Genomic DNA, 17,587 nt, shown 5'->3' with positions numbered 1-17,587 from the left:
AGACAGTGATGAAACCGACAACAAAGATCCAGGTCAACGGGCAGAGACACCAGGGTGATATTTCGGCAATCTGACGTTGACCTTGGTGCCCGCCCCGTTGGCCGTTTCGACGACGAGGCCGTACTCGTCGCCGTAGACGTGGCGCAGCCTCTCGTCCACGTTCGCCAGCCCGACGCCGCCCGCGGAGGCGATGTCACCTGCGAGAACGCGGCGCAGCTTCTCGGGGTCCATGCCGAGCCCGTCGTCCTCGACGCTGATGCGGCACTCGGCGCCCGCGTCCTCGGCGATGATCGTGATGCGGCCGACGCCGTCCTTGCTCTCCAGGCCGTGCCGCACGGCGTTCTCGACGAGCGGCTGCAGGCACAGGAACGGCACCGCGACCGGCAGCACCTCGGGCGCGATGCGCAGGGTCACCTGGAGCTGGTCGCCGAACCTGGCCCGCTCCAGGGTCAGGTAGCGGTCGATCGAGCGCAGCTCCTCGGCCAGCGTGGTGAACTCGCCGTGCCTGCGGAAGGAGTAGCGGGTGAAGTCGGCGAACTCCAGCAGCAGCTCCCTGGCCCGCTCCGGGTCGGTGCGCACGAAGGAGGCGATCGTGGTGAGCGAGTTGTAGATGAAGTGCGGCGAGATCTGCGCGCGCAGCGCCCGCACCTCGGCCTCCATGAGCAACGTGCGCGAGCGGTCCAGCTCGGCCAGTTCGAGCTGGGAGTCCACCCACCCGGCGACCTCCTGGGCGGCCCTGACGAGACCGGCGGAGGCGTTCTGCCCGTAGGCGGCCAGCGCCCCGACCACCCGGTCGTCGGTGGTCAGCGGCACCACCACGGCGTGCCTGATCGGGCATTCGAGCAGGTCGCAGTCGATGGTCAGCACCTGGATGCGGCCGTCCTTCAGGGTGGCGGCGGCGTGCTCGAACGCCTGGTCGGCGTGGTGGTCGTCGCCGGCGCCGTCGTAGACGAGGAGCCGTTCGCCGTCGGTGATGGCCAGGGCGGCGGAGTTGAGCAGCGTACGCAGGTGGCGCGAGGCCCGCTCGGCGCCGTCGGCGGTCAGCCCGGCCCGCAGCGGCGGACCGGCCAGGGAGGCGGTGTGCAGCGTCTCGAACGTGGCCCGCTCGGCCGGGCTGGTGCCCAGCTCCCTGCGGCCCCGCATGACCCGCCAGAGGACGATCGCGGGCACGCCGACGAGCGCCGCGACGACGGCACTGCCGACCAGGTATTCCACGCGGCCAGAGCCTAGCTCACAGAGCCTTGGCGATGAGGCCGGCGTAGGAGGCGGCCTCCTCGGCGGAGTCGTATGTCGTGCGGGGCCAGAAGAAGCCGCGCAGCCCGTCTTTCTTGTTCCGTGGCACGACGTGCACGTGCAGGTGGGCCACGCTCTGGCTGATGCGGTTGTTCACGGCCACGAACGTGCCCCCGGCCTGCAGCCCCTCCTCCACGGCCCGCGCCATGGCCTGCACGCGCTCGAAGAACGGGCCGACGTCGCCGAGGTCGGAGAGCGTCTCGACGTGGACGCGCGGCACGACCAGCACGTGCCCCTTGAAGACGGGACGGGTGTCGAGGAAGGAGATCGCCACCTCGTCGGAGCTCACCAGGGTGGCGGGCCGCTCGCCGGAGATGATCTCGCAGAACAGGTCGGTGCTCACCGCTCGGCCTTCCTGTCCCTGAAGGCCGTCCAGCTCGTCACGTTGGGCGCCGACCACTCGGCGGGCGCGTGCAGGAAGTGCTCGCCCACCCGCTCGCGCAGCGCCTCCGGCACCTCATCCACCTTGGCGCCCCGGCAGTGGTAGACCAGCCCGCCGCCGCGCGGCCCCATCGCCATCCACGGCAGCCACGGCGACACCCGGCACCAGGAGAACACGCACGGCACGTCGGGCACCCCCGAGTCCAGGTCTGCCGCCGAGGCGAAGAACTGGAACAACTCCATCGCCCGGTAGGTGTCGCTCGCCGAGTTCTCCGGATGGTCGGCCACCTTCAGCGGCGAGGGGTAGGCCAGCCGGATGTCCACGTTGTACACGACCTGCCCGCCCAGCCGCGTCTCCGGCACCGGGTAGGCCCCCAGCCGCTGGTTGACCGGGTCGTTGAAGACGTGCCGCACCTCCACCTCGCGCCCGGTGAGCGGGTTGTCCCAGGAGTCCAGCACCTTCCTGCTCACGGGGTCGAGGTAGAGCGCCGCCTCCCTGGTCAGCAACCGCCAGCCGCCGTCGACCTCGACCGCCCTGGCCACGTTGAGCCCCTCGAACCCGAACAGATGGTGCGGCCCGTCGCCGTCCTCCCAGCCGTAGACGTCGCCGGTCCAGTACGAGATCGTCTCCGCGCCGTCCGCGGAGGCGCGCACCCGGATGAAGTCCATGATCTGGAGCCTAACGCGTCCTTTCGCGACACCGTGTTGCTATGTTAGAGACATGGTGTCGCTATCTAACCGCGAGTCCCAGCGGCAGAGCTGGCTCCCCCTCTTCGTGCTGGGCGTCGGCATGTCCATGATCGTCATCGACGCGACGATCGTGAACGTGGCCGTCCCCGCGATCATGGCCGACCTCCGGCTCTCGGCCACGGACGTCGAATGGGTGAACTCGATCTACTCGCTGACGTTCGCCGCCCTGCTCATCCCGCTCGGCCGCACGGGCGACGTGCGCGGCAGGCGCAGGACGTTCGCGACAGGGCTGGTGGTGTTCCTGGCGGCCAGCCTGCTGGCCGCCTCGGCGGGCAACGGGGCGCTGCTGATCGGCGCGCGGGTGCTCCAGGGTGTCGGCGCCTCCATGGTCGTGCCGATGACGCTCGCCGTCCTCAACGCCCTCTACACCGGCGCCCGCAGGACCGTCGCCTTCGCCGTCTGGGGGTCCGTCATCGGCGGAATGGCGGCCGTCGGGCCACTGCTCGGCGGCTGGGTGGTGACGGACCTCGGCTGGCGCTGGGCGTTCTGGGTGAACCTCCCGATCGGCCTGCTGGTCCTGCTCGGCACGCTCAAGGTGCCCGAGTCGCGCGACCCGCGGCCCGGCGGCCGGGACGTGCCCGGCGTGCTGCTGTCGGTGATCGGCCCGGCGGCGCTGGTGCTCGGCCTGATCGAGGGCCAGCGGTACGGCTGGATCACCGCCGTGGACGACACGGGCGGGCTGTCACCGATCCCGATCGCGTTCGCCGTGGCCGTTGGCGCGCTCACCGCGCTCGTGCTGGTCGAGCGGGCCAGGGCGCGGGCGGGCCGGCCGGTCGTCCTGGACCTGTCCCTGTTCGCCATCCCCTCCTTCCGGTACGGCGGCGCCGCCGCGATGATCGTCACGCTCGGCGAGTTCGGCATGATCCTGGTGCTGCCGCTGTTCCTGCAGGCGGCCATCGGGTTCACCGCGTTCCAGGCGGGGCTGATCATCGCCTCACTCGCGGCCGGCACGTTCCTGGCCGGCGGCGTCGTGCCCAAGCTGCCCCTCGCGCCCCGGGTCATCGTGCGGATCGGGCTCGCGCTGGAGGCCGCCTCGGCGATCGCGATCGGCCTGGCGCTCTCCCCCTCGATCGGGCCGTGGACACTGGTGCCGTGGCTGGTCACGTACGGGATCGGCGTCGGGTTCGCCTCGGCCCAGCTGCCGAACGTGATGCTGGCCGGCGTACCCGTCCGGCAGTCCGGCGCGGCCTCGGGCCTGCAGAGCACGATCCGCCAGCTCGGCGCCGCCATCGGCATCGCGGTGCTCGGCGCGGTCCTGGTCACGGGGCTGGACTCGGCCATGTCCCGCCACCTGCCCGGCCACCCCGAGCTGGCCAGGGCCTTACGCGAGAGCGGCGGCACCGCCATCACGGCCATCAGGGACCCCGGGCAGCACGCCGCGGCCGTCGCCGCCTCCGCCGACGCCACCCGCCGGGTCACCGTCGTCACGGGGCTCGTGCTGCTCGCGGGCGTCGGCGCGACGTTCCTGCTGCCCGATACTGGAGGCAGACGACGCGAGGAGGAATGAGGTCCCGTGCCCAGGATCAGCGCGGCCACGGTGGCCGACCACCGCGCCAGCCAGCACGCGGCCCTGCTGTCGGCCGCGATGGAGATCCTGGTGGCCGAGGGCACGGCCGGGCTCACGCCGGCCGCGGTCGGGGCACGCGTGGGGCTGGCCCGCTCCAGCGTCTACCGCTACTTCTCCTCCACCGCCGACATCCTGGCCCAGCTCGTGGAGGAGGCGATCCCGCGCTGGGCGGCGCGGCTGGAGGGTGTCACGGCGGGCTCACGGGGTCTGGACGCCCGGGTCCTGGCGTTCGGTGAGGTCACGCTGTCGTTCGTGGCCCACCCCGACTACGCGCTGCTGCGGGCGCTGGTCTCGGTGGAGCTGCCTCCCGAGTGCCAGGACCGGCTCGACCAGCTCCACGAGACGATGATCGCCCCGCTCCGCGAGGTCCTGACCGAGGCCGGGCACCAGGACCCGGATCTGGTGGCCCACCTGGGGTGGAGCATCCTGGGCGAGGCGCAGCGGCGCCTGGCGGCGGGCGCGCCCGACCCGGCGGCCCTCACGCGGACCACGCTCGCGGTGTTGTGCCGTGCGATGCTCCCCTGATCGAGCGCCTATCCGCCCTCGACGACGGTCACCGCGAAGACGGCCTCGCCGGACTGCTGCTTGCTCTCCTCCGTGGAGGGCGTCTTGGCCTGGCCGCACCGCCAGCAGTCACGCAGCCTGATCTCGGTCGTACCCGGCTGCTTGCCGTTGAAGACGAAGTAGGAGGTGCCGCCCGCCCCGGGCTGGTCGCCGTCGCTCTCGCGCTCCTCGCTGATGTACGAGGCCACCTTCGCGTCGGGCACCTCCACCAGGTCCCAGCTGTCGCCCACGGACGGGTTGTCGGAGACGGCCAGCGAGAACCGCTGCCCCGGGCGCACCTCCACCCGAACGGTCGCGCCCTTGGAACCCTTGACCACCTTGCCGTAGTCGCTCACCGCCGACCCGGCACCACACCCCGTCACCAGCAGCGGGAAGAGCAGGGCGGCAGCCGTCAGACGCATCACCATGGAAGGCTATCGGCCCGCCGGTCCGGTCAGCGTCCGGGCAGCCTCATCCGGCGGCGCTTGACGGTGGCGCGGCGCCGCTTCATCATGCGGCGCACCACGAACGCGGTCACCGCGCCCGCCATCGCGATGAGCAGCACGGGCCGCTTCTTCGCCTCCGCCGCGGCGTCCTTGACCTGGTCGGGCGTGCCCGCGCGGACCTTGCCCGCCATCTCCGACGCCTTCTCCTTGACGGTCTCCGCCGCGTCGGACGCGCGGTCCTTGGCCACCTCGGCCGCGTGCCCCGCCCGATCCTTGGCCACTTCCGCCGCGTGCCCCGCCCGGTCCTTGGCCACCTCGGCCGCGTGCCCCGCCCTGCCCTTCACGTCGGTCTTGGCGGCCAGCGCGCTGACGGTCTCGCCCAGCTCTCTTCGTGTCTCCTGAATATCCTTGCGCACGTCATCCTCCTTGTCGGACCGGCCGGACGATCCAGCCCTGCCGGACTCCCCGTGCGCCCCTCTCTTCGGTGAGTGCTCCTCGGACCGCAGATCCTCGGCCGCTTCGGAGCGCTCATCCGGAATGGGGGTCTCGGGGATGAACGTCTCGTGTTCCTCGCGCTCCGCCTCGGCCTCCAGCGCGTTCTCCGCCGCGCCCGGCCTGGTCGGGGGGACGTTGATGGACTCAGGCTCGGTCGGCGTGCCCACGGTCGCCCTGCGGGCCCCGACGTTGCCCGCGTGCTGCTCGCTGTATCCGGGATCGGTCTCGCTCATCGCCGTGCCCTCTCCTTGACCATGTCGAAGTCGGCCCTGACGCTCGCGAGAGTCTCCGTCGGGACCGGCGGCGTGGCCCGTTTGACCTCGTACTTACCGAACAGCCCGAGCAGCGCGGCGGCGATGAACAGCACGGCCGCCACGACCGCGGCGGCCGCCCAATCGGGCAGGATCCGGGCGAGGAGCATGATGACGGCGGCCACGAGGGCCGCACCGCCGAAGAACGCGGCTATTCCCGCCGCGCCGAACAGGCCCGCGCCGAGACCCGCGCGCTTGCCCTTCTCCGTGAGCTCCATCCTGGCCAGGCGAAGCTCGTCCCGCACGAGTCTGGAGACCTGCTCGGAGAGGTCATTGACCAGTTTGTGAGTATCGTTCACGACGTTCGCCTCCTCCGCTGAGGAAGGCGACTACCCAGGCAAACGGCCTTCTATCACCCGCTAACGGATGCGCCGCCTGGCTCCCTTGAGCAGGAAACCCAGGACCGACACCACGGGGTCCTTCTGGACTTCGCACCAGTTGTCGGGCTGCTTCGGCTTGCTCCACGGGGACGGGAGCTCGCACGAGGGAGCCTGCGGCTTGGGCCTCTCGCACCACGATCCGGGAGTATTCATACCTTGAGTCTACGCTTCGGGACCGCTCATACAGCTCCGCGCCGGCCCCGATCTTCGATCGGCGGGGGTAACCTGCCGTGGTGCTGGTACACGGGGTTTGGACGGCGGACGGGCTCGCCTTCTGGGCGGAGCACGCCGCCTCCGCGGACCTCCCACGCAAAGCCGCCGCAAAGGGCTCGCCACAGCCCCACCCCTTCGCCGCCCCCGCGCCCGCCGTCGCCGCCGCACTCGACCTCGACCTCGACACCGGCCCGTCGCCTGCGATGGAGCCGCGGGTGCTGGAGTTGCTCCTGCCCGGATCGGCCAAGGAGCCGCTGCCCTCGCCGGAGACCGGCCGTCTGCCCGAGGTGGCCCGGCCGCGCCTGCGCCTCTGGCAGGTGCCCGCCATCGTCCCGGCCGTCGCCGACGCGCTGCGCGTGCTGGCCGGGCACACCGGCACCGGCACCGTGCGCCACTGGTCCGCCGTCGCCGCGTTCGCCCTGGACCTGGTCCGCCGTGGCCGCGTCCTGCCCCACCTGATCCCCGGCGCGCACCAGGGCGCCCCGGCCGGCACCGACATGTGGGCGATCCCCGAGGACGACGCGAAGGCCGTGTGGCGGCCGGTGCTCACCGGGGCCGACGCCGCGTACTTCAGGGAGCTGGCCCTGGCCATGCCCCCCGCCTGCCGCACCTCCAGCACCGAACGCCCCTCGGCCGAGGTCCTCCGCGAGGCGCTGGAGGCGTTCGCCGACGCCCTGGTCCGCCGCACGCTCACCGGGCCCCTGCTCGCCAGGACGCCCAGAACCCTCCACGAACGCTGGCTCGCCGCCCTGACCGGCGACGCGGCGGCCTGCCCCGACGTGCCCGGCCTGCGCGCCGAGCTGGAGAAGTGGCACGAGCAGGTGTCCACGGCGGAAGGCGCGACGCGCGTCTGCTTCCGCCTGCTGGAGCCCGCCGACACCGACGACTGGCGGGTCGAGCTGGCGTTGCAGGCCGCCGACGACCCCAGCCTCTACGTCCCCGCCGCCACCGTCTGGAGCGGGGTGACCGGGCTGCCGGGCAGGCCGGAGCGCGAGCTGCTCACGGGACTGGGACGGGCGGTGCGGCTGTTCCCCGAGCTGGACCACGCGCTGCGCGTCCCCGAGCCGAGCGAGCTGGCGCTGGACACGGCGGGCGCGTTCGGGTTCCTGCGCAAGGCCGCGCCGCTGCTGCAGGCGGCCGGGTTCGGCGTGCAGCTGCCGCGCTGGGCGGGCCGCACACGGCTGGGGCTGAAGCTGACCACGAGAACCAAGACGCAGTCGGCGGCCACGAGCCAGGGGTTCGGGATGCGGGAGCTGGTCGACTTCCGGGTGGACCTGGCGGTGGGCGACGAGACGATCAGCGAGGAAGAGCTGGCCGAGCTGGCCAGGCTCAAGGTGCCCCTCGTCAGGGTGCGCGGCCAGTGGGTGGAGCTGGACGACAGGCAGCTCAAGGCGGCGCTGAAGGCCGTGGAGGGCAGCCGTACGGGCGAGGCGAGCGCCGCCGACCTCCTGCGCCAGGTCGTCCAGAGCGACGACGAGGAGCTGCCGCTGCTGGGGATCGACGCCGACGGGGTGCTCGGCGACCTGCTGTCCGGGCAGGCCGAGCGGCGGCTCACCCCGCTGGCCACCCCGGCGGGGCTGGACGCGACGCTCAGGCCGTACCAGGAGCGGGGGCTGGCGTGGCTGAGCTTCCTGTCCGAGCTCGGCCTGGGCGGGGTGCTGGCCGACGACATGGGGCTGGGCAAGACGATCACCACGCTGGCGCTGCTCGTCCACGAGCGCGCCGAAACCCCGACGCTGCTGGTGTGCCCGATGTCGCTGATCGGGAACTGGCAGCGGGAGGCGGCCAGGTTCGCGCCGGAGCTGCGGGTGTACGTGCACCACGGCAGCGCCCGCGACGCCGCCGAGATCGCGCGGGCCGACCTGGTGATCACCACCTACGGCACCGCCCAGCGCGACCTGGAGACCCTCAAGCGGCACGAATGGCGCAGGGTCGTGTGCGACGAGGCCCAGGCGATCAAGAACAGCGGCACGTTGCAGGCCCAGGCCGTCCGCGCGATCCCCACGGGCATGAGGCTCGCGCTGACGGGCACCCCGGTGGAGAACCACCTGGCCGAGCTCTGGTCGATCATGGAGTTCGCCAACCCGGGGCTGCTGGGGCCGCGCGCGCGGTTCAGGACCCGGTTCCAGGAGCCGATCGAGGCCCGCCAGGACGAGCAGGCGGCACGGGCGCTCAGGCGGGCGACGGGCCCGTTCATCCTGCGCCGCCTCAAGACCGACAAGTCCATCATCTCGGATCTGCCGGAGAAGCTGGAGGTCAAGGAGTGGTGCTCGCTCACGACCGAGCAGGCCACGCTCTACCAGGCGGTCGTGGACGACATGCTGACCAAGATCGACAGCAGTGAGGGCATCGAGCGGCGCGGGCTGGTGCTGTCGGCCATGGCCAAGCTCAAGCAGGTCTGCAACCACCCCGCCCACCTGCTCAAGGACGGCTCCCGCCTGTCGGGCAGGTCCGGGAAGCTCACCCGGCTGGAGCAGCTGTCCGAGGAGATCCTGGCGGAGGGCGAGAAGGCCCTGCTCTTCACGCAGTACGCCGAGTTCGGGTCGATGCTCCAGCCGTACCTCGCCCAGCGCCTCGACCGTCCGGTCCTGTGGCTGCACGGCGGCCTGCCGAAGAAGACCCGCGACCGCCTGGTGGACCGGTTCCAGAACGACCCCGAGCCGACGTTGTTCGTGCTCTCGCTCAAGGCCGCCGGGGTCGGGCTCAACCTGACGGCCGCCAATCACGTCGTCCACGTGGACCGCTGGTGGAACCCGGCCGTCGAGGACCAGGCCACCGACCGCGCGTTCCGGATCGGCCAGCGCAAGAACGTGCAGGTACGCAAGCTCATCTGCGCCGGAACCCTGGAAGAGCGCGTGGATCAGATGATCGAGCGCAAGAAGGCCCTGGCCGAGCGCGTCGTGGGCACCGGGGAGGACTGGCTGACCGACCTGTCGACCGAGGAGCTGCGCGAGGTGTTCAAGCTGACGGCCGAGGGGGCAGGCTGATGGCCGGCTGGTACGACGGCGGCAAGCCGATCAGGGTCGAGGGCGGGATCAAGGCCCGCACACAACGCGGCAGCATCGGCTCCACCTGGTGGTCGCGCCGGTTCATCGACATCCTGGAGCGCGTCTGCGACAAGGGCCGCCTCTCACGCGGCCGGGCCTACGCCCGCAAGGGCCAGGTCCTGTCCATCGACCTGTCCCCCGGCGAGGTCAGGGCCGCCGTCCAGGGCTCGCGGCGCGATCCGTACAAGGTCAAGGTCAGGGTCGAGGCGTACGACGAGGCCCGCTGGAGCGCCATCGAGGAGTCGATCGCGGCGCAGGCCGTCTACCGGGCCAAGCTGCTGGCGGGCGAGATGCCGCCGGAGATCGAGGAGCTGTTCGCCGCGATGGGGATCGACCTGTTCCCGCGCGACCTGGACATGGACTGCTCGTGCCCCGACTGGGGGTTCCCCTGCAAGCACCTGTCGGCCGTGCTCTACCTGCTGGCCGAGTCGTTCGACGATGACCCGTTCCTGGTGCTGGCCTGGCGCGGGCGCACCCGGGAGCAGCTGCTCGGCTCGCTGGCCGACGGACCGGCGGCCGACCCCCTGGCGGTGGACGACGTGCCGTTCAACGACCGGCTGGCCGACTTCTACGCCCCCGGCGCCACGGCCCACCGGCCCGAGCGCCGCCACTCGGCCGTCGCCCCCGACCTCCTCCTGCGGATCTTCCCCCCGCCTGCGGATCTGGCGGGTCCGCTCGCCCCGGCGTACAAGGGGCTCGCGGACGCCTGACTCACGCCCCCGCCGCACTTTTCCACCCCCGTGACGTTGGGCAACATCGTAAGTACGCTACGTGTTCAATCGTGGGAAGGGGGCGAGCAATGGGTTTCTCCTGGGCGTGAGTCTCAGCGGTCCTCGAAGTCGGCGGGCACCATGACGCGCACTCCGTTGGGGACCACGCGGAGCCTGATCGGGGTGCGCAGCCGCACTTCGCCGTCCACGTCGGCGGCCATCGGCGGGTCGGTCTCCAGCAACATCTCCCTGCCCACCACGAACGGCCCGCCCGCCAGGCTGCGCCAGCGGCCGGTGGTCGCCCTGATCAGGGTCTCCCCGAGCAGGCGCAGCTTCTTGCCCGAGCCGAGCTGATAGGCCACGAGCATGCCGTTGTCGATGCTGATGTCCCTGGCCACCTGCCAGCCGCCGTGGAAGCGGCCGTTGGCGATGTTGAGCTGGTGGGTGAGCAGCTCGTGGCGCTGCCCCTCCACCGTGATGAACGCGCGGAACGGCTGGTGGCCCGGCAGGATCGTCAGCGCCGTCAGCGGGTAGGCGGGGCGGCCCACGATGCGCTTGAGCCACGGCTTGACCCGGCCCGCCACCTCGACGGACACCCCGAAGCTGGCCAGGTTGGCGAAGGGCCGGTCGTCGGCCATGCCCAGATCGATGTCGGCCACCTTGCCGGTGTCGAACACCTTGATCGCGCCCGCCAGGTCGAGCGGGAGGCCCAGGCTGCGGGCGAAGTTGTTGGTGGTGCCGAGGGGGAGCACGCCGAGCGCCACGTCGCGGTGGGCGACGTGGCGCACGGCTGAGGACAGGGTGCCGTCGCCACCACCGACGATGAGCAGGTCGGGCTTGGTGGCCAGGGCCGTGTCGAGCCATTCGCGCAGCCGCTTGGGGTTGTAGACCGACAGCTCCGCCAGCGGCTCGAAGCCGAGGTTGTGGATCTGCTCGATCACCTCGAAGTAATGACGGCGGCCGCGGCGCGAGCGAGTGTTCACCACCACTGCCACCCGGCGATTTCTCCGGATCGCCTCGGTGTGCTCGTCCTTGGTGCGCAATTCGCTCATGGTCACCCATGTTAGGGCCGCCGGGGGGTGCCCCGACGGCCCTTGATTCACTTCTTCGGCGGGACCACGTGGACGATGGCGCCCAGGTTGCCAGGAAGCGGACTCACCAGCTTGAACTGCACGCCCAGCGCCTTGCCCTCGTCACCGGGGTTGCCGGTGCCGAGCGTCGATCCGGCGGCCACCGTGCCGTAGAGCTCGGTGGCGGGGGTGCCGTCCTGGTGCACCACGCGGGTGCCGTAGGACTGGTCGCCCTTGGACGGGACGACCGCCGAGGCGTCGGCGTCACGGAAGAAGAGACCGCCGTTGATCTCCTCGATGCCCGGGTACCAGGTCTTGGCGTCGGTGAAGGTCGAAACGCCCTTCTGCGCGGGGAAGTCCGTGCAGTAGGCGCTGTAGGGCTCGTTCACGCCCTCCAGGCACTCCTTGAACGGGTAGGTCTTGGTGAACCCGAACGCGGCGTTGGAGGTCTGGACGCGGCCCTGCAGGTTCTTCTGCAACGTCGTGTCCTGCTCGGCCGCGGCACCGGTGCGGCGCAGCGGCTCGTAGTGCGAGTCCACGACCAGCAGCTGCCCCTTGGGCCCGAGGCTCGGAGCCGTCCTGATGGTGTCGGCGATGTTGTTGTTGACGTACGTCGAGTCGCGGTACCACACGAGCAGACCCGGCGCGTTGTACTTCACCTTCTGCACCTTCCACGCCCCCTCGCGGAGGTAGTCGGTGTCGTAGGTGTAGGCCAGGCCGTTGTCGAACCCGTCGAAGTTCCGCCACTCGGCGAGGTAGAAGCGGGAGATCTCGCGCTCGCCGTTGTTGCGGGTCCAGCCCGTGCCGCTGGTGTTGGTGAACGTGCCGCCCGCGGCGTGCCAGCCGGTGTCGCTCTCGACGTCGTCGCTCCACACGGACGTGCCGCCGTTGGTGAGCTCGAAGTCGTCGGTGTGCCAGCCGCGCATCTGGAAGGCCGCGTCGGTGTTGAAGGCCAGCCGCAGCTTGATCGTCTGCCCGGCGTACGCCGTCAGGTCGACGTAGTCGTGCCGCCAGGCGCCGCCGGTGTCACCGGTGAGGCCGTACTTCTTGTTGCCGAAGGCCTTGAGGTTCTTGTTCGGGTCCGGGTAGTCGTCCGGCGTGCTGACCTCGTCGCCGGCCTCGTCGTAGACCTTCTGCTGGGTCCACGTCTGGCCGCCGTCGGTCGAGACCTCGACGAAGCCGAAGTCCCAGTCGGGCTCGATCTCGTAGTTGTTCCACATCCACAACTTCAGATCGGTGCCGGCGGGGACGGGCAGGTCACGGCTCAACGTGAGGTTGGCCCAGTCCTGGTCGAGACCGCTCCACCAGGCGTTGGAGCCGCTGTGGGGGTCGAGCATCTTGACCGGCGCGGAGTCCAGGTTCACCCGGACGCCGTCCTGGGTGAGCTTGGGCGTGCGCGAGGACTGGCCGACCGTGACGAGCTTGGCGGAGTCGCCGGGGTTGAACGTCTTCGGGTTCGCCCAGCCGAGCACCCACTTGTCCCACAGGCCCATGTGGCTCGGCATCGACTGGAAGATCGGGCCGGAGTGGGAGCCGCTGGACATGAGGTCCCAGAAGTCCACGGCGGAGCTGGCCGCGCCGGAGGTGTCGTACAGGTCGGGCAGGCCCAGGTCGTGGCCGTACTCGTGGGCGAAGACGCCGACGCCGGAGTCCTCCGGCTGCACGATGTAGTTGGAGATCCTCTTGTCGGTGCCGGGGACGGTGTAGCCGCCGGCGACCGCGCTGGAGTGGGCCCAGATCGCGTACGTGCCCTGGGCGCCGCCGTCGGAGGACTTGTCCTTGCCGGAGTGCACCAGCACGAGGTGGTCGATCACGCCGTCGGGCTCGGCGAAGTTCCCGTCACCGTCGGCGTCGGAGACGTCCTCGACGTCGTAGTCGGCCCACGGGAAGTCGGGCTGCGCCTTGGCGAGGGCCTCGACCGTGTCGATGGGGAGCTGCTGGGCGCCGAGCGGGTTGCCCGGGTGGCCGGACATGTCCTGGGGCGCGCCGCCACAGGCCGCGGCGCCGTACCAGGCCTCGGAGTGCGGGACCTTGATCCAGCCCACTGCGGAACCGGTGACGGAGTAGGCGCCCTTCGACATCTCCTCGTACATCTTCTTCATCGTGGAGCCGGAGATGTCGATGCCGGGCTTGTTGTCGCGCGGGTCCTTGAGGTCCTTGCGGACGCGCTCGGTGATGCCCTTGTCGGTGTAGAGCATCTTGTTGAAGTGCTCGGTGCTGAAGTCCTTGACCCAGAAGGAGTTGTTGTCCCTCTGGGGCAGCGAGGCCGGGTCCGGGATGTTGTTGTGCAGCGGGCCGCTCAGGAGCGTGCCGGGCGGCTCGACCGCGCAGTCGTTCGGCGCGCTGTTGACGGTGCGCAGGCGGTTGAAGCCGGAGAAGTCGTCGTTGGCCTGCTCGTTGAACTCGACGAGGATCGTCAGGAGCTTGGCCGTACGGGTCTGCTTGGTCTTCTTGAAGATCCATTCAGCGGGGTTGCGGCCGGTCTTGATGGCCTCGTTCTCGCGGGCGGCGAGAACGCGGCCGGCCGCGGGGTTGCCGCTGCTGAACTTCCGGTCGAACTTCTGCGCCGGCGTGAGCGAGCGAGCCTTCGCGTCGGCGACCGAGAGGTCCTTCACGTCCTTCTCGACCTGCGGAGGGACGTAGTTGATGTAGTAGTCCGAGGCCGCGGGCTCATAACTGGCGACGGAGGTCGCCTGAGCCTGGGGCACGAACAGGGCGGCGCTGAGAAGGGCAACCGCCGGAACTGTTGCTAACAGGCGCTTTGTACTGGGCACCAGGAACCCCTTCTGCCCGGGATCGCCGGGCGCAAATGGCCATAGGGTCTGCAATGCCGGACGCTAGAGGGTGAGTCAACCCATCGTAAAGTGCGTTGTTGAAACGTGATCAAACTACGACATTCAGAACATCAACCTCACCGCGACGATCGTGCCGGCGATGGCCCCTCCATAGCAGAGGAGCGCGATCGGCAGATCGAACCGGGCCAGGTCGAGCAGTTCCTCGCTGGTGAAGCGGATCCGGTGCGCGGCGTGGAAGAGACACAGCACGACGACCACGACCAGCGCCAGCCGTACGAGCACGCTGTCCAGCAGCGCGGCCAGGTGCTCGGGGGCGGGCCAGTCCAGGATCCCGAGCGGCATGAGCACCCCGAACAGCAGCACCAGCACGGGCAGCACGAGCGCCGCCACCACTCCCCCGCCGCTGAACAACAGCCACAGGTACGGCTCCGGCGTGCGTCTCATCGAAACCCCCGCAGCACGAAGAAGGCGATGACCGCCGAGATCACCAGCCAGAGCGAGTGGTTGCCGCCCTGGATCATCCAGCCGGGCAGCCGGTAGCCGTCCAGGCGGACGACGGTGGCCTTCGGGGCGAGGTTCAGGAATGTGACCGAGTGGTAAGCGGTCGCGGCCAGTGTCACCACGTTGACCGCGACCATCCAGGGACCGGCGGCCAGCGCCGCGAACTCCGGCAGGCTCCCGCCGAGCACCGCGCCGATGAGCATCAGCAGATAGACGATCGCCCAGGCCACGAACACGCTGGTCAGCTCGCGCAGCACGAAGATCGTGTAGTTGCGGGTCCTGGCGAACCAGAGGTTGTCGCGGGGCGGCCGGTAGTCGCTCGTGTCCCCGGCCTTCACTTCTTGCTCCACGGCAGCACCGAGCGCAGGGCGGCGGTCAGCTTGTAGCGCTGGATGGCCTCGGCCGGGTCCACGTGCTTGGGGCAGACCTCGGTGCACTCGCCCACGAACGCGCACCCCCACACGGCGTCCTCCAGGTTGAGCACGTCGAAGCGGTCGCCCATGTCCCGCGAGTCCAGGTTGTAGCGCTGGGCGAGCGCGATGGCGGCCGGGCCGAGGAAGTCGGGGTCGAGCACGTAGATCGGGCAGGCCGAGTAACACAGCAGGCAGTTGATGCACATGCTGTACTGCTTGTACGCCTCCAGCTGCGCGGGCGTCTGGGCGTACTCGGCGGTCAGCGGCGGCTCCTCGCCCTCCCTGATCAGCCAGGGCCGCACGGACGACAGTTTGGTCAGGAAGTCGTCGATGTCCACGACCAGGTCCCTGATGACCGGGAACCCCTTCAGCGGCTCGATCCTGACCGGGCCGTCGCCGTACTCGTTGAGGAAGGTGCCGCAGGTCAGCCGGGGCTCGCCGTTGACCGTCATGCCGCACGAGCCGCACACGCCCATCCGGCACGACCAGCGGTAGGACAGGCTGCCGTCGAGCTGGTCCTTGATGTAGTTGAGCCCGTCGAGCACCGCCCAGTCGGTCATGAGCGGCACGTCGTAGCCCTGGAAGACGGGCTCGGCGTCCTCTCCGGGACGGAACCGGGCGACCTCCACCCGGATCGTGCGCGCACCCGCCTCCTGCCGTACCGCCTCGGTATCAGTCACGGCCATAGACCCTTTCTCCCGGAGGCCAGCGGGTGATCGTCACGGGCAGCAGGCCGACGGACGGCGTGCCGTCGGGCGCGCGGTGCACCAGGGAGTGCGCCAGGTAGGCGTCGTCGTCCCTGGCGGTGAAGTCGGTGCGCTGGTGCGCCCCGCGCGACTCCTGCCTGTTCAGCGCGCAGGCCACGATCGTCTGCGCGATCTCCAGCATGATGTGCAACTCCTGCAGGCTGATCAGCTCGGTGTTGAAGGCGGTGCTGGTGTCCTCGACCCGGACCTCCTGGGAACGCTCGCGCAGCTCCGCGAGCGTGTCGACGGCCTTGGCCAGCACGTCCCCCGCGCGGTAGATGCCGGCCGCCCCCTCAAGCGTGTGCTGCATCTGCTCGCGCAGGTCGGCGATCCGCTCACCCCGGCTGCTGCCCTCGCGCGCGCGTTCCAACCGCCGCCGCTCGTCCTCCCCCTGACTCCGTACGACGACCGCCTCCGCCCCTCTGTGGGACCTGGCGAACTCGGCGGCGGCGATCCCCGCCCTGCGGCCGAAGACGAGGATCTCGGGCAGCGAGTTGGAGCCCAGCCGGTTGGCCCCGTTGATGCTCACGCACGCCGTCTCCCCGGCCGCGTACAGCCCGGTGATCGGGGTGGCGCCGTCGATGTCGGTGTGGACGCCGCCCATCATGTAGTGCACGACCGGGCGCACCGGGATGAGGTCGGTGGCCGGGTCGAGGTTCTGGTAGCTGCGGCACAGCTCGCGCACGAACGGGATGCGGGCGTCGATCTTGCCCTCGCCGAGGTGGCGCAGGTCCAGGTAGACGACGGGCCCGTACGGGGTGTCCACGGTGCGGCCCTTGTGCTGCTCGTGCACGAACGCCTGCGAGAGCCGGTCGCGCGGGCCCAGCTCCATGCTGCGCAGCTTCGGTGTGGGGGTGGGCGTGCCGAGGTCGTAGTCCTGCAGGTAGCGGTAGCCGTCCTTGTTGATCAGCCAGCCGCCCTCCGCCCTGGCCGCCTCGGTGATGAGGATGCCGGTGAACGGCAGGCCGGTGGGGTGGTACTGGACGAACTCCATGTCCTTCAGCGGCGCGCCCTCCCGGTAGGCCAGGGCCATGCCGTCGCCGGTCTTGATGGCGGCGTTCGTGGTGAAGGGGAAGACCTTGCCGCAACCACCGGTGGCCAGGATGACGGTTCTGGCGGGGATGGTCTCGATGCGGCCGGTCCGCAGTTCGACGGCCACGACGCCGTGGACCCGGCCGTCGTCGACGACGAGCTTGGTGACGTACCACTCGTCGTACCTGATGATGTCCTGATATTTCAGGGTTGTCTGGAAGAGCGTGTGCAGGAGGTGGAAGCCGGTCTTGTCGGCCGCGTACCAGGTGCGCATCTTCTTCATGCCGCCGAACGGCCGCACCGCGACGCGCCCGTCACTCTCCCGGCTCCAGGGACAGCCCCAGTGTTCGAGCTGGATCAGCTCCTCCGGCGCCTCGGCCACGAACGCCTCGACCGCGTCCTGGTCGCAGAGCCAGTCGCCGCCGGAGATCGTGTCGTAGCAGTGCTCGTCGAGCGTGTCGCCGAGGCCGATCACCCCGGCGGCGCCGCCCTCGGCGGAGACGGTGTGGCTGCGCATCGGATAGACCTTCGACACGACCGCCACCTTGAGCGCGGGGTCCGTCTCGGCGACCGCGATCGCCGCCCGCAGCCCCGCCCCGCCTCCCCCGACGATGAGCACATCGATCATTGGGTCACTTCCCGTGGTCGGGTTCTATGGGATCCTTCACCCGTTTGCCGTCGTGGCGGACGGCGGACAGGTGGATGCTTCCGTCGTGGTACTCGTGGCGGATCCTGCGGCAGCCGCACGTGAAGAGCTGGTCGCGGATCACCAGGCCGTAGCCGTCATCGTCGACGAGGCGTTCACCGCCGGACCTCTTGCCGCAGGGGGCCGTCTCGGGGTCGAAGGGGATCTTCGTGCCTGTCATCGCCGATCTCCTTAGATGGGCGCAACAT

18 protein-coding genes are annotated in these 17,587 nt (G+C 70.4%); 4 read left to right on the top strand and 14 right to left on the bottom strand.

What is annotated here, in order from left to right; all coding sequences use genetic code 11:
- Positions 1–33 precede the first annotated feature (33 nt).
- Genes ACFPZ3_RS36480 through ACFPZ3_RS36470 form a run of 3 tightly spaced genes read right to left on the bottom strand, consistent with a single transcriptional unit; the run spans position 34 to position 2,343 of the window.
- On the bottom strand, positions 34–1,215 hold the full coding sequence (locus tag ACFPZ3_RS36480; protein ID WP_379518878.1) for a histidine kinase: 1,182 nt from the start codon (positions 1,213–1,215) through the stop codon (positions 34–36).
- Positions 1,216–1,231: 16 nt separating this feature from the next.
- Positions 1,232–1,636 (bottom strand): HIT family protein, encoded by a 405-nt coding sequence (locus ACFPZ3_RS36475; RefSeq protein WP_379518877.1) that lies wholly within the window; start codon positions 1,634–1,636, stop codon positions 1,232–1,234.
- Entirely contained in the window at positions 1,633–2,343 is a 711-nt protein-coding gene (locus tag ACFPZ3_RS36470; protein ID WP_379518876.1) for a DUF1838 family protein, read from the bottom strand. The genes ACFPZ3_RS36475 and ACFPZ3_RS36470 overlap by 4 nt, the downstream gene beginning before the upstream one ends.
- 52 nt (positions 2,344–2,395) lie before the next feature.
- Between ACFPZ3_RS36470 and ACFPZ3_RS36465 the strand changes: the two genes are divergently transcribed.
- Both ACFPZ3_RS36465 and ACFPZ3_RS36460 read left to right on the top strand, forming a co-directional pair.
- Positions 2,396–3,931: an MFS transporter gene (locus ACFPZ3_RS36465; RefSeq protein WP_379518875.1), complete on the top strand. Its 1,536-nt coding sequence runs from the start codon at positions 2,396–2,398 to the stop codon at positions 3,929–3,931.
- Between the two features lie 6 nt (positions 3,932–3,937).
- A complete protein-coding gene (locus ACFPZ3_RS36460) occupies positions 3,938–4,516 on the top strand; it encodes a TetR/AcrR family transcriptional regulator (RefSeq protein ID WP_379518874.1) in 579 nt (192 codons plus the stop codon).
- A gap of 8 nt (positions 4,517–4,524) precedes the next feature.
- Here ACFPZ3_RS36460 and ACFPZ3_RS36455 read toward each other — a convergent pair whose 3' ends face one another.
- Genes ACFPZ3_RS36455 through ACFPZ3_RS36440 form a run of 4 tightly spaced genes read right to left on the bottom strand, consistent with a single transcriptional unit; the run spans position 4,525 to position 6,319 of the window.
- Positions 4,525–4,956: a protease inhibitor I42 family protein gene (locus tag ACFPZ3_RS36455; RefSeq protein ID WP_379518873.1), complete on the bottom strand. Its 432-nt coding sequence runs from the start codon at positions 4,954–4,956 to the stop codon at positions 4,525–4,527.
- A 32-nt stretch (positions 4,957–4,988) separates the two neighbouring features.
- Positions 4,989–5,708, bottom strand: coding sequence for a DUF3618 domain-containing protein (locus tag ACFPZ3_RS36450; protein ID WP_379518872.1), 720 nt, complete (start codon positions 5,706–5,708; stop codon positions 4,989–4,991).
- Positions 5,705–6,085 carry a phage holin family protein gene (locus ACFPZ3_RS36445; protein ID WP_379518871.1) on the bottom strand — a complete coding sequence of 127 codons (381 nt, stop codon included), beginning with the start codon at positions 6,083–6,085 and terminating at the stop codon, positions 5,705–5,707. Before ACFPZ3_RS36445 ends, ACFPZ3_RS36450 begins: the two co-directional genes overlap by 4 nt.
- 60 nt (positions 6,086–6,145) lie before the next feature.
- Complete coding sequence (locus ACFPZ3_RS36440; protein ID WP_379518870.1) at positions 6,146–6,319, bottom strand: hypothetical protein; 174 nt, start codon at positions 6,317–6,319, stop codon at positions 6,146–6,148.
- 80 nt (positions 6,320–6,399) lie between these two features.
- Between ACFPZ3_RS36440 and ACFPZ3_RS36435 the strand changes: the two genes are divergently transcribed.
- Both ACFPZ3_RS36435 and ACFPZ3_RS36430 read left to right on the top strand, forming a co-directional pair.
- Positions 6,400–9,366: a DEAD/DEAH box helicase gene (locus ACFPZ3_RS36435; protein ID WP_417629169.1), complete on the top strand. Its 2,967-nt coding sequence runs from the start codon at positions 6,400–6,402 to the stop codon at positions 9,364–9,366.
- Positions 9,366–10,136: an SWIM zinc finger family protein gene (locus ACFPZ3_RS36430; RefSeq protein ID WP_379518868.1), complete on the top strand. Its 771-nt coding sequence runs from the start codon at positions 9,366–9,368 to the stop codon at positions 10,134–10,136. Before ACFPZ3_RS36435 ends, ACFPZ3_RS36430 begins: the two co-directional genes overlap by 1 nt.
- A gap of 113 nt (positions 10,137–10,249) precedes the next feature.
- On the opposite strand, the gene ACFPZ3_RS36425 is transcribed toward ACFPZ3_RS36430, so the two are convergent.
- From ACFPZ3_RS36425 to ACFPZ3_RS36395, 7 genes are all read right to left on the bottom strand, one after another.
- Complete coding sequence (locus ACFPZ3_RS36425) at positions 10,250–11,188, bottom strand: diacylglycerol/lipid kinase family protein (RefSeq protein ID WP_379518867.1); 939 nt, start codon at positions 11,186–11,188, stop codon at positions 10,250–10,252.
- A gap of 47 nt (positions 11,189–11,235) precedes the next feature.
- Entirely contained in the window at positions 11,236–13,980 is a 2,745-nt protein-coding gene (locus ACFPZ3_RS36420) for an immune inhibitor A domain-containing protein (RefSeq protein ID WP_379518866.1), read from the bottom strand.
- Positions 13,981–14,103: 123 nt separating this feature from the next.
- A complete protein-coding gene (gene frdD / locus ACFPZ3_RS36415; RefSeq protein ID WP_379518865.1) occupies positions 14,104–14,445 on the bottom strand; it encodes a fumarate reductase subunit FrdD in 342 nt (113 codons plus the stop codon).
- Positions 14,442–14,840 carry a hypothetical protein gene (locus ACFPZ3_RS36410; RefSeq protein ID WP_379518864.1) on the bottom strand — a complete coding sequence of 133 codons (399 nt, stop codon included), beginning with the start codon at positions 14,838–14,840 and terminating at the stop codon, positions 14,442–14,444. Before ACFPZ3_RS36410 ends, frdD begins: the two co-directional genes overlap by 4 nt.
- Entirely contained in the window at positions 14,837–15,595 is a 759-nt protein-coding gene (sdhB, locus tag ACFPZ3_RS36405; RefSeq protein ID WP_379518863.1) for a succinate dehydrogenase iron-sulfur subunit, read from the bottom strand. The genes ACFPZ3_RS36410 and sdhB overlap by 4 nt, the downstream gene beginning before the upstream one ends.
- Positions 15,588–17,321: a fumarate reductase (quinol) flavoprotein subunit gene (frdA, locus tag ACFPZ3_RS36400; protein WP_379518862.1), complete on the bottom strand. Its 1,734-nt coding sequence runs from the start codon at positions 17,319–17,321 to the stop codon at positions 15,588–15,590. Before frdA ends, sdhB begins: the two co-directional genes overlap by 8 nt.
- A 4-nt stretch (positions 17,322–17,325) precedes the next feature.
- The gene (locus ACFPZ3_RS36395; RefSeq protein ID WP_379518861.1) at positions 17,326–17,559 is read right to left on the bottom strand and encodes a hypothetical protein; all 234 of its coding nucleotides are present in this window, start codon (positions 17,557–17,559) and stop codon (positions 17,326–17,328) included.
- Positions 17,560–17,587 lie beyond the last annotated feature (28 nt).

The sequence above is a fragment of the Nonomuraea insulae genome (assembly GCF_042656245.1).
Note: the sequence above shows the minus strand (reverse complement) of the source record. Positions and strands in the feature narration are given on the sequence as shown.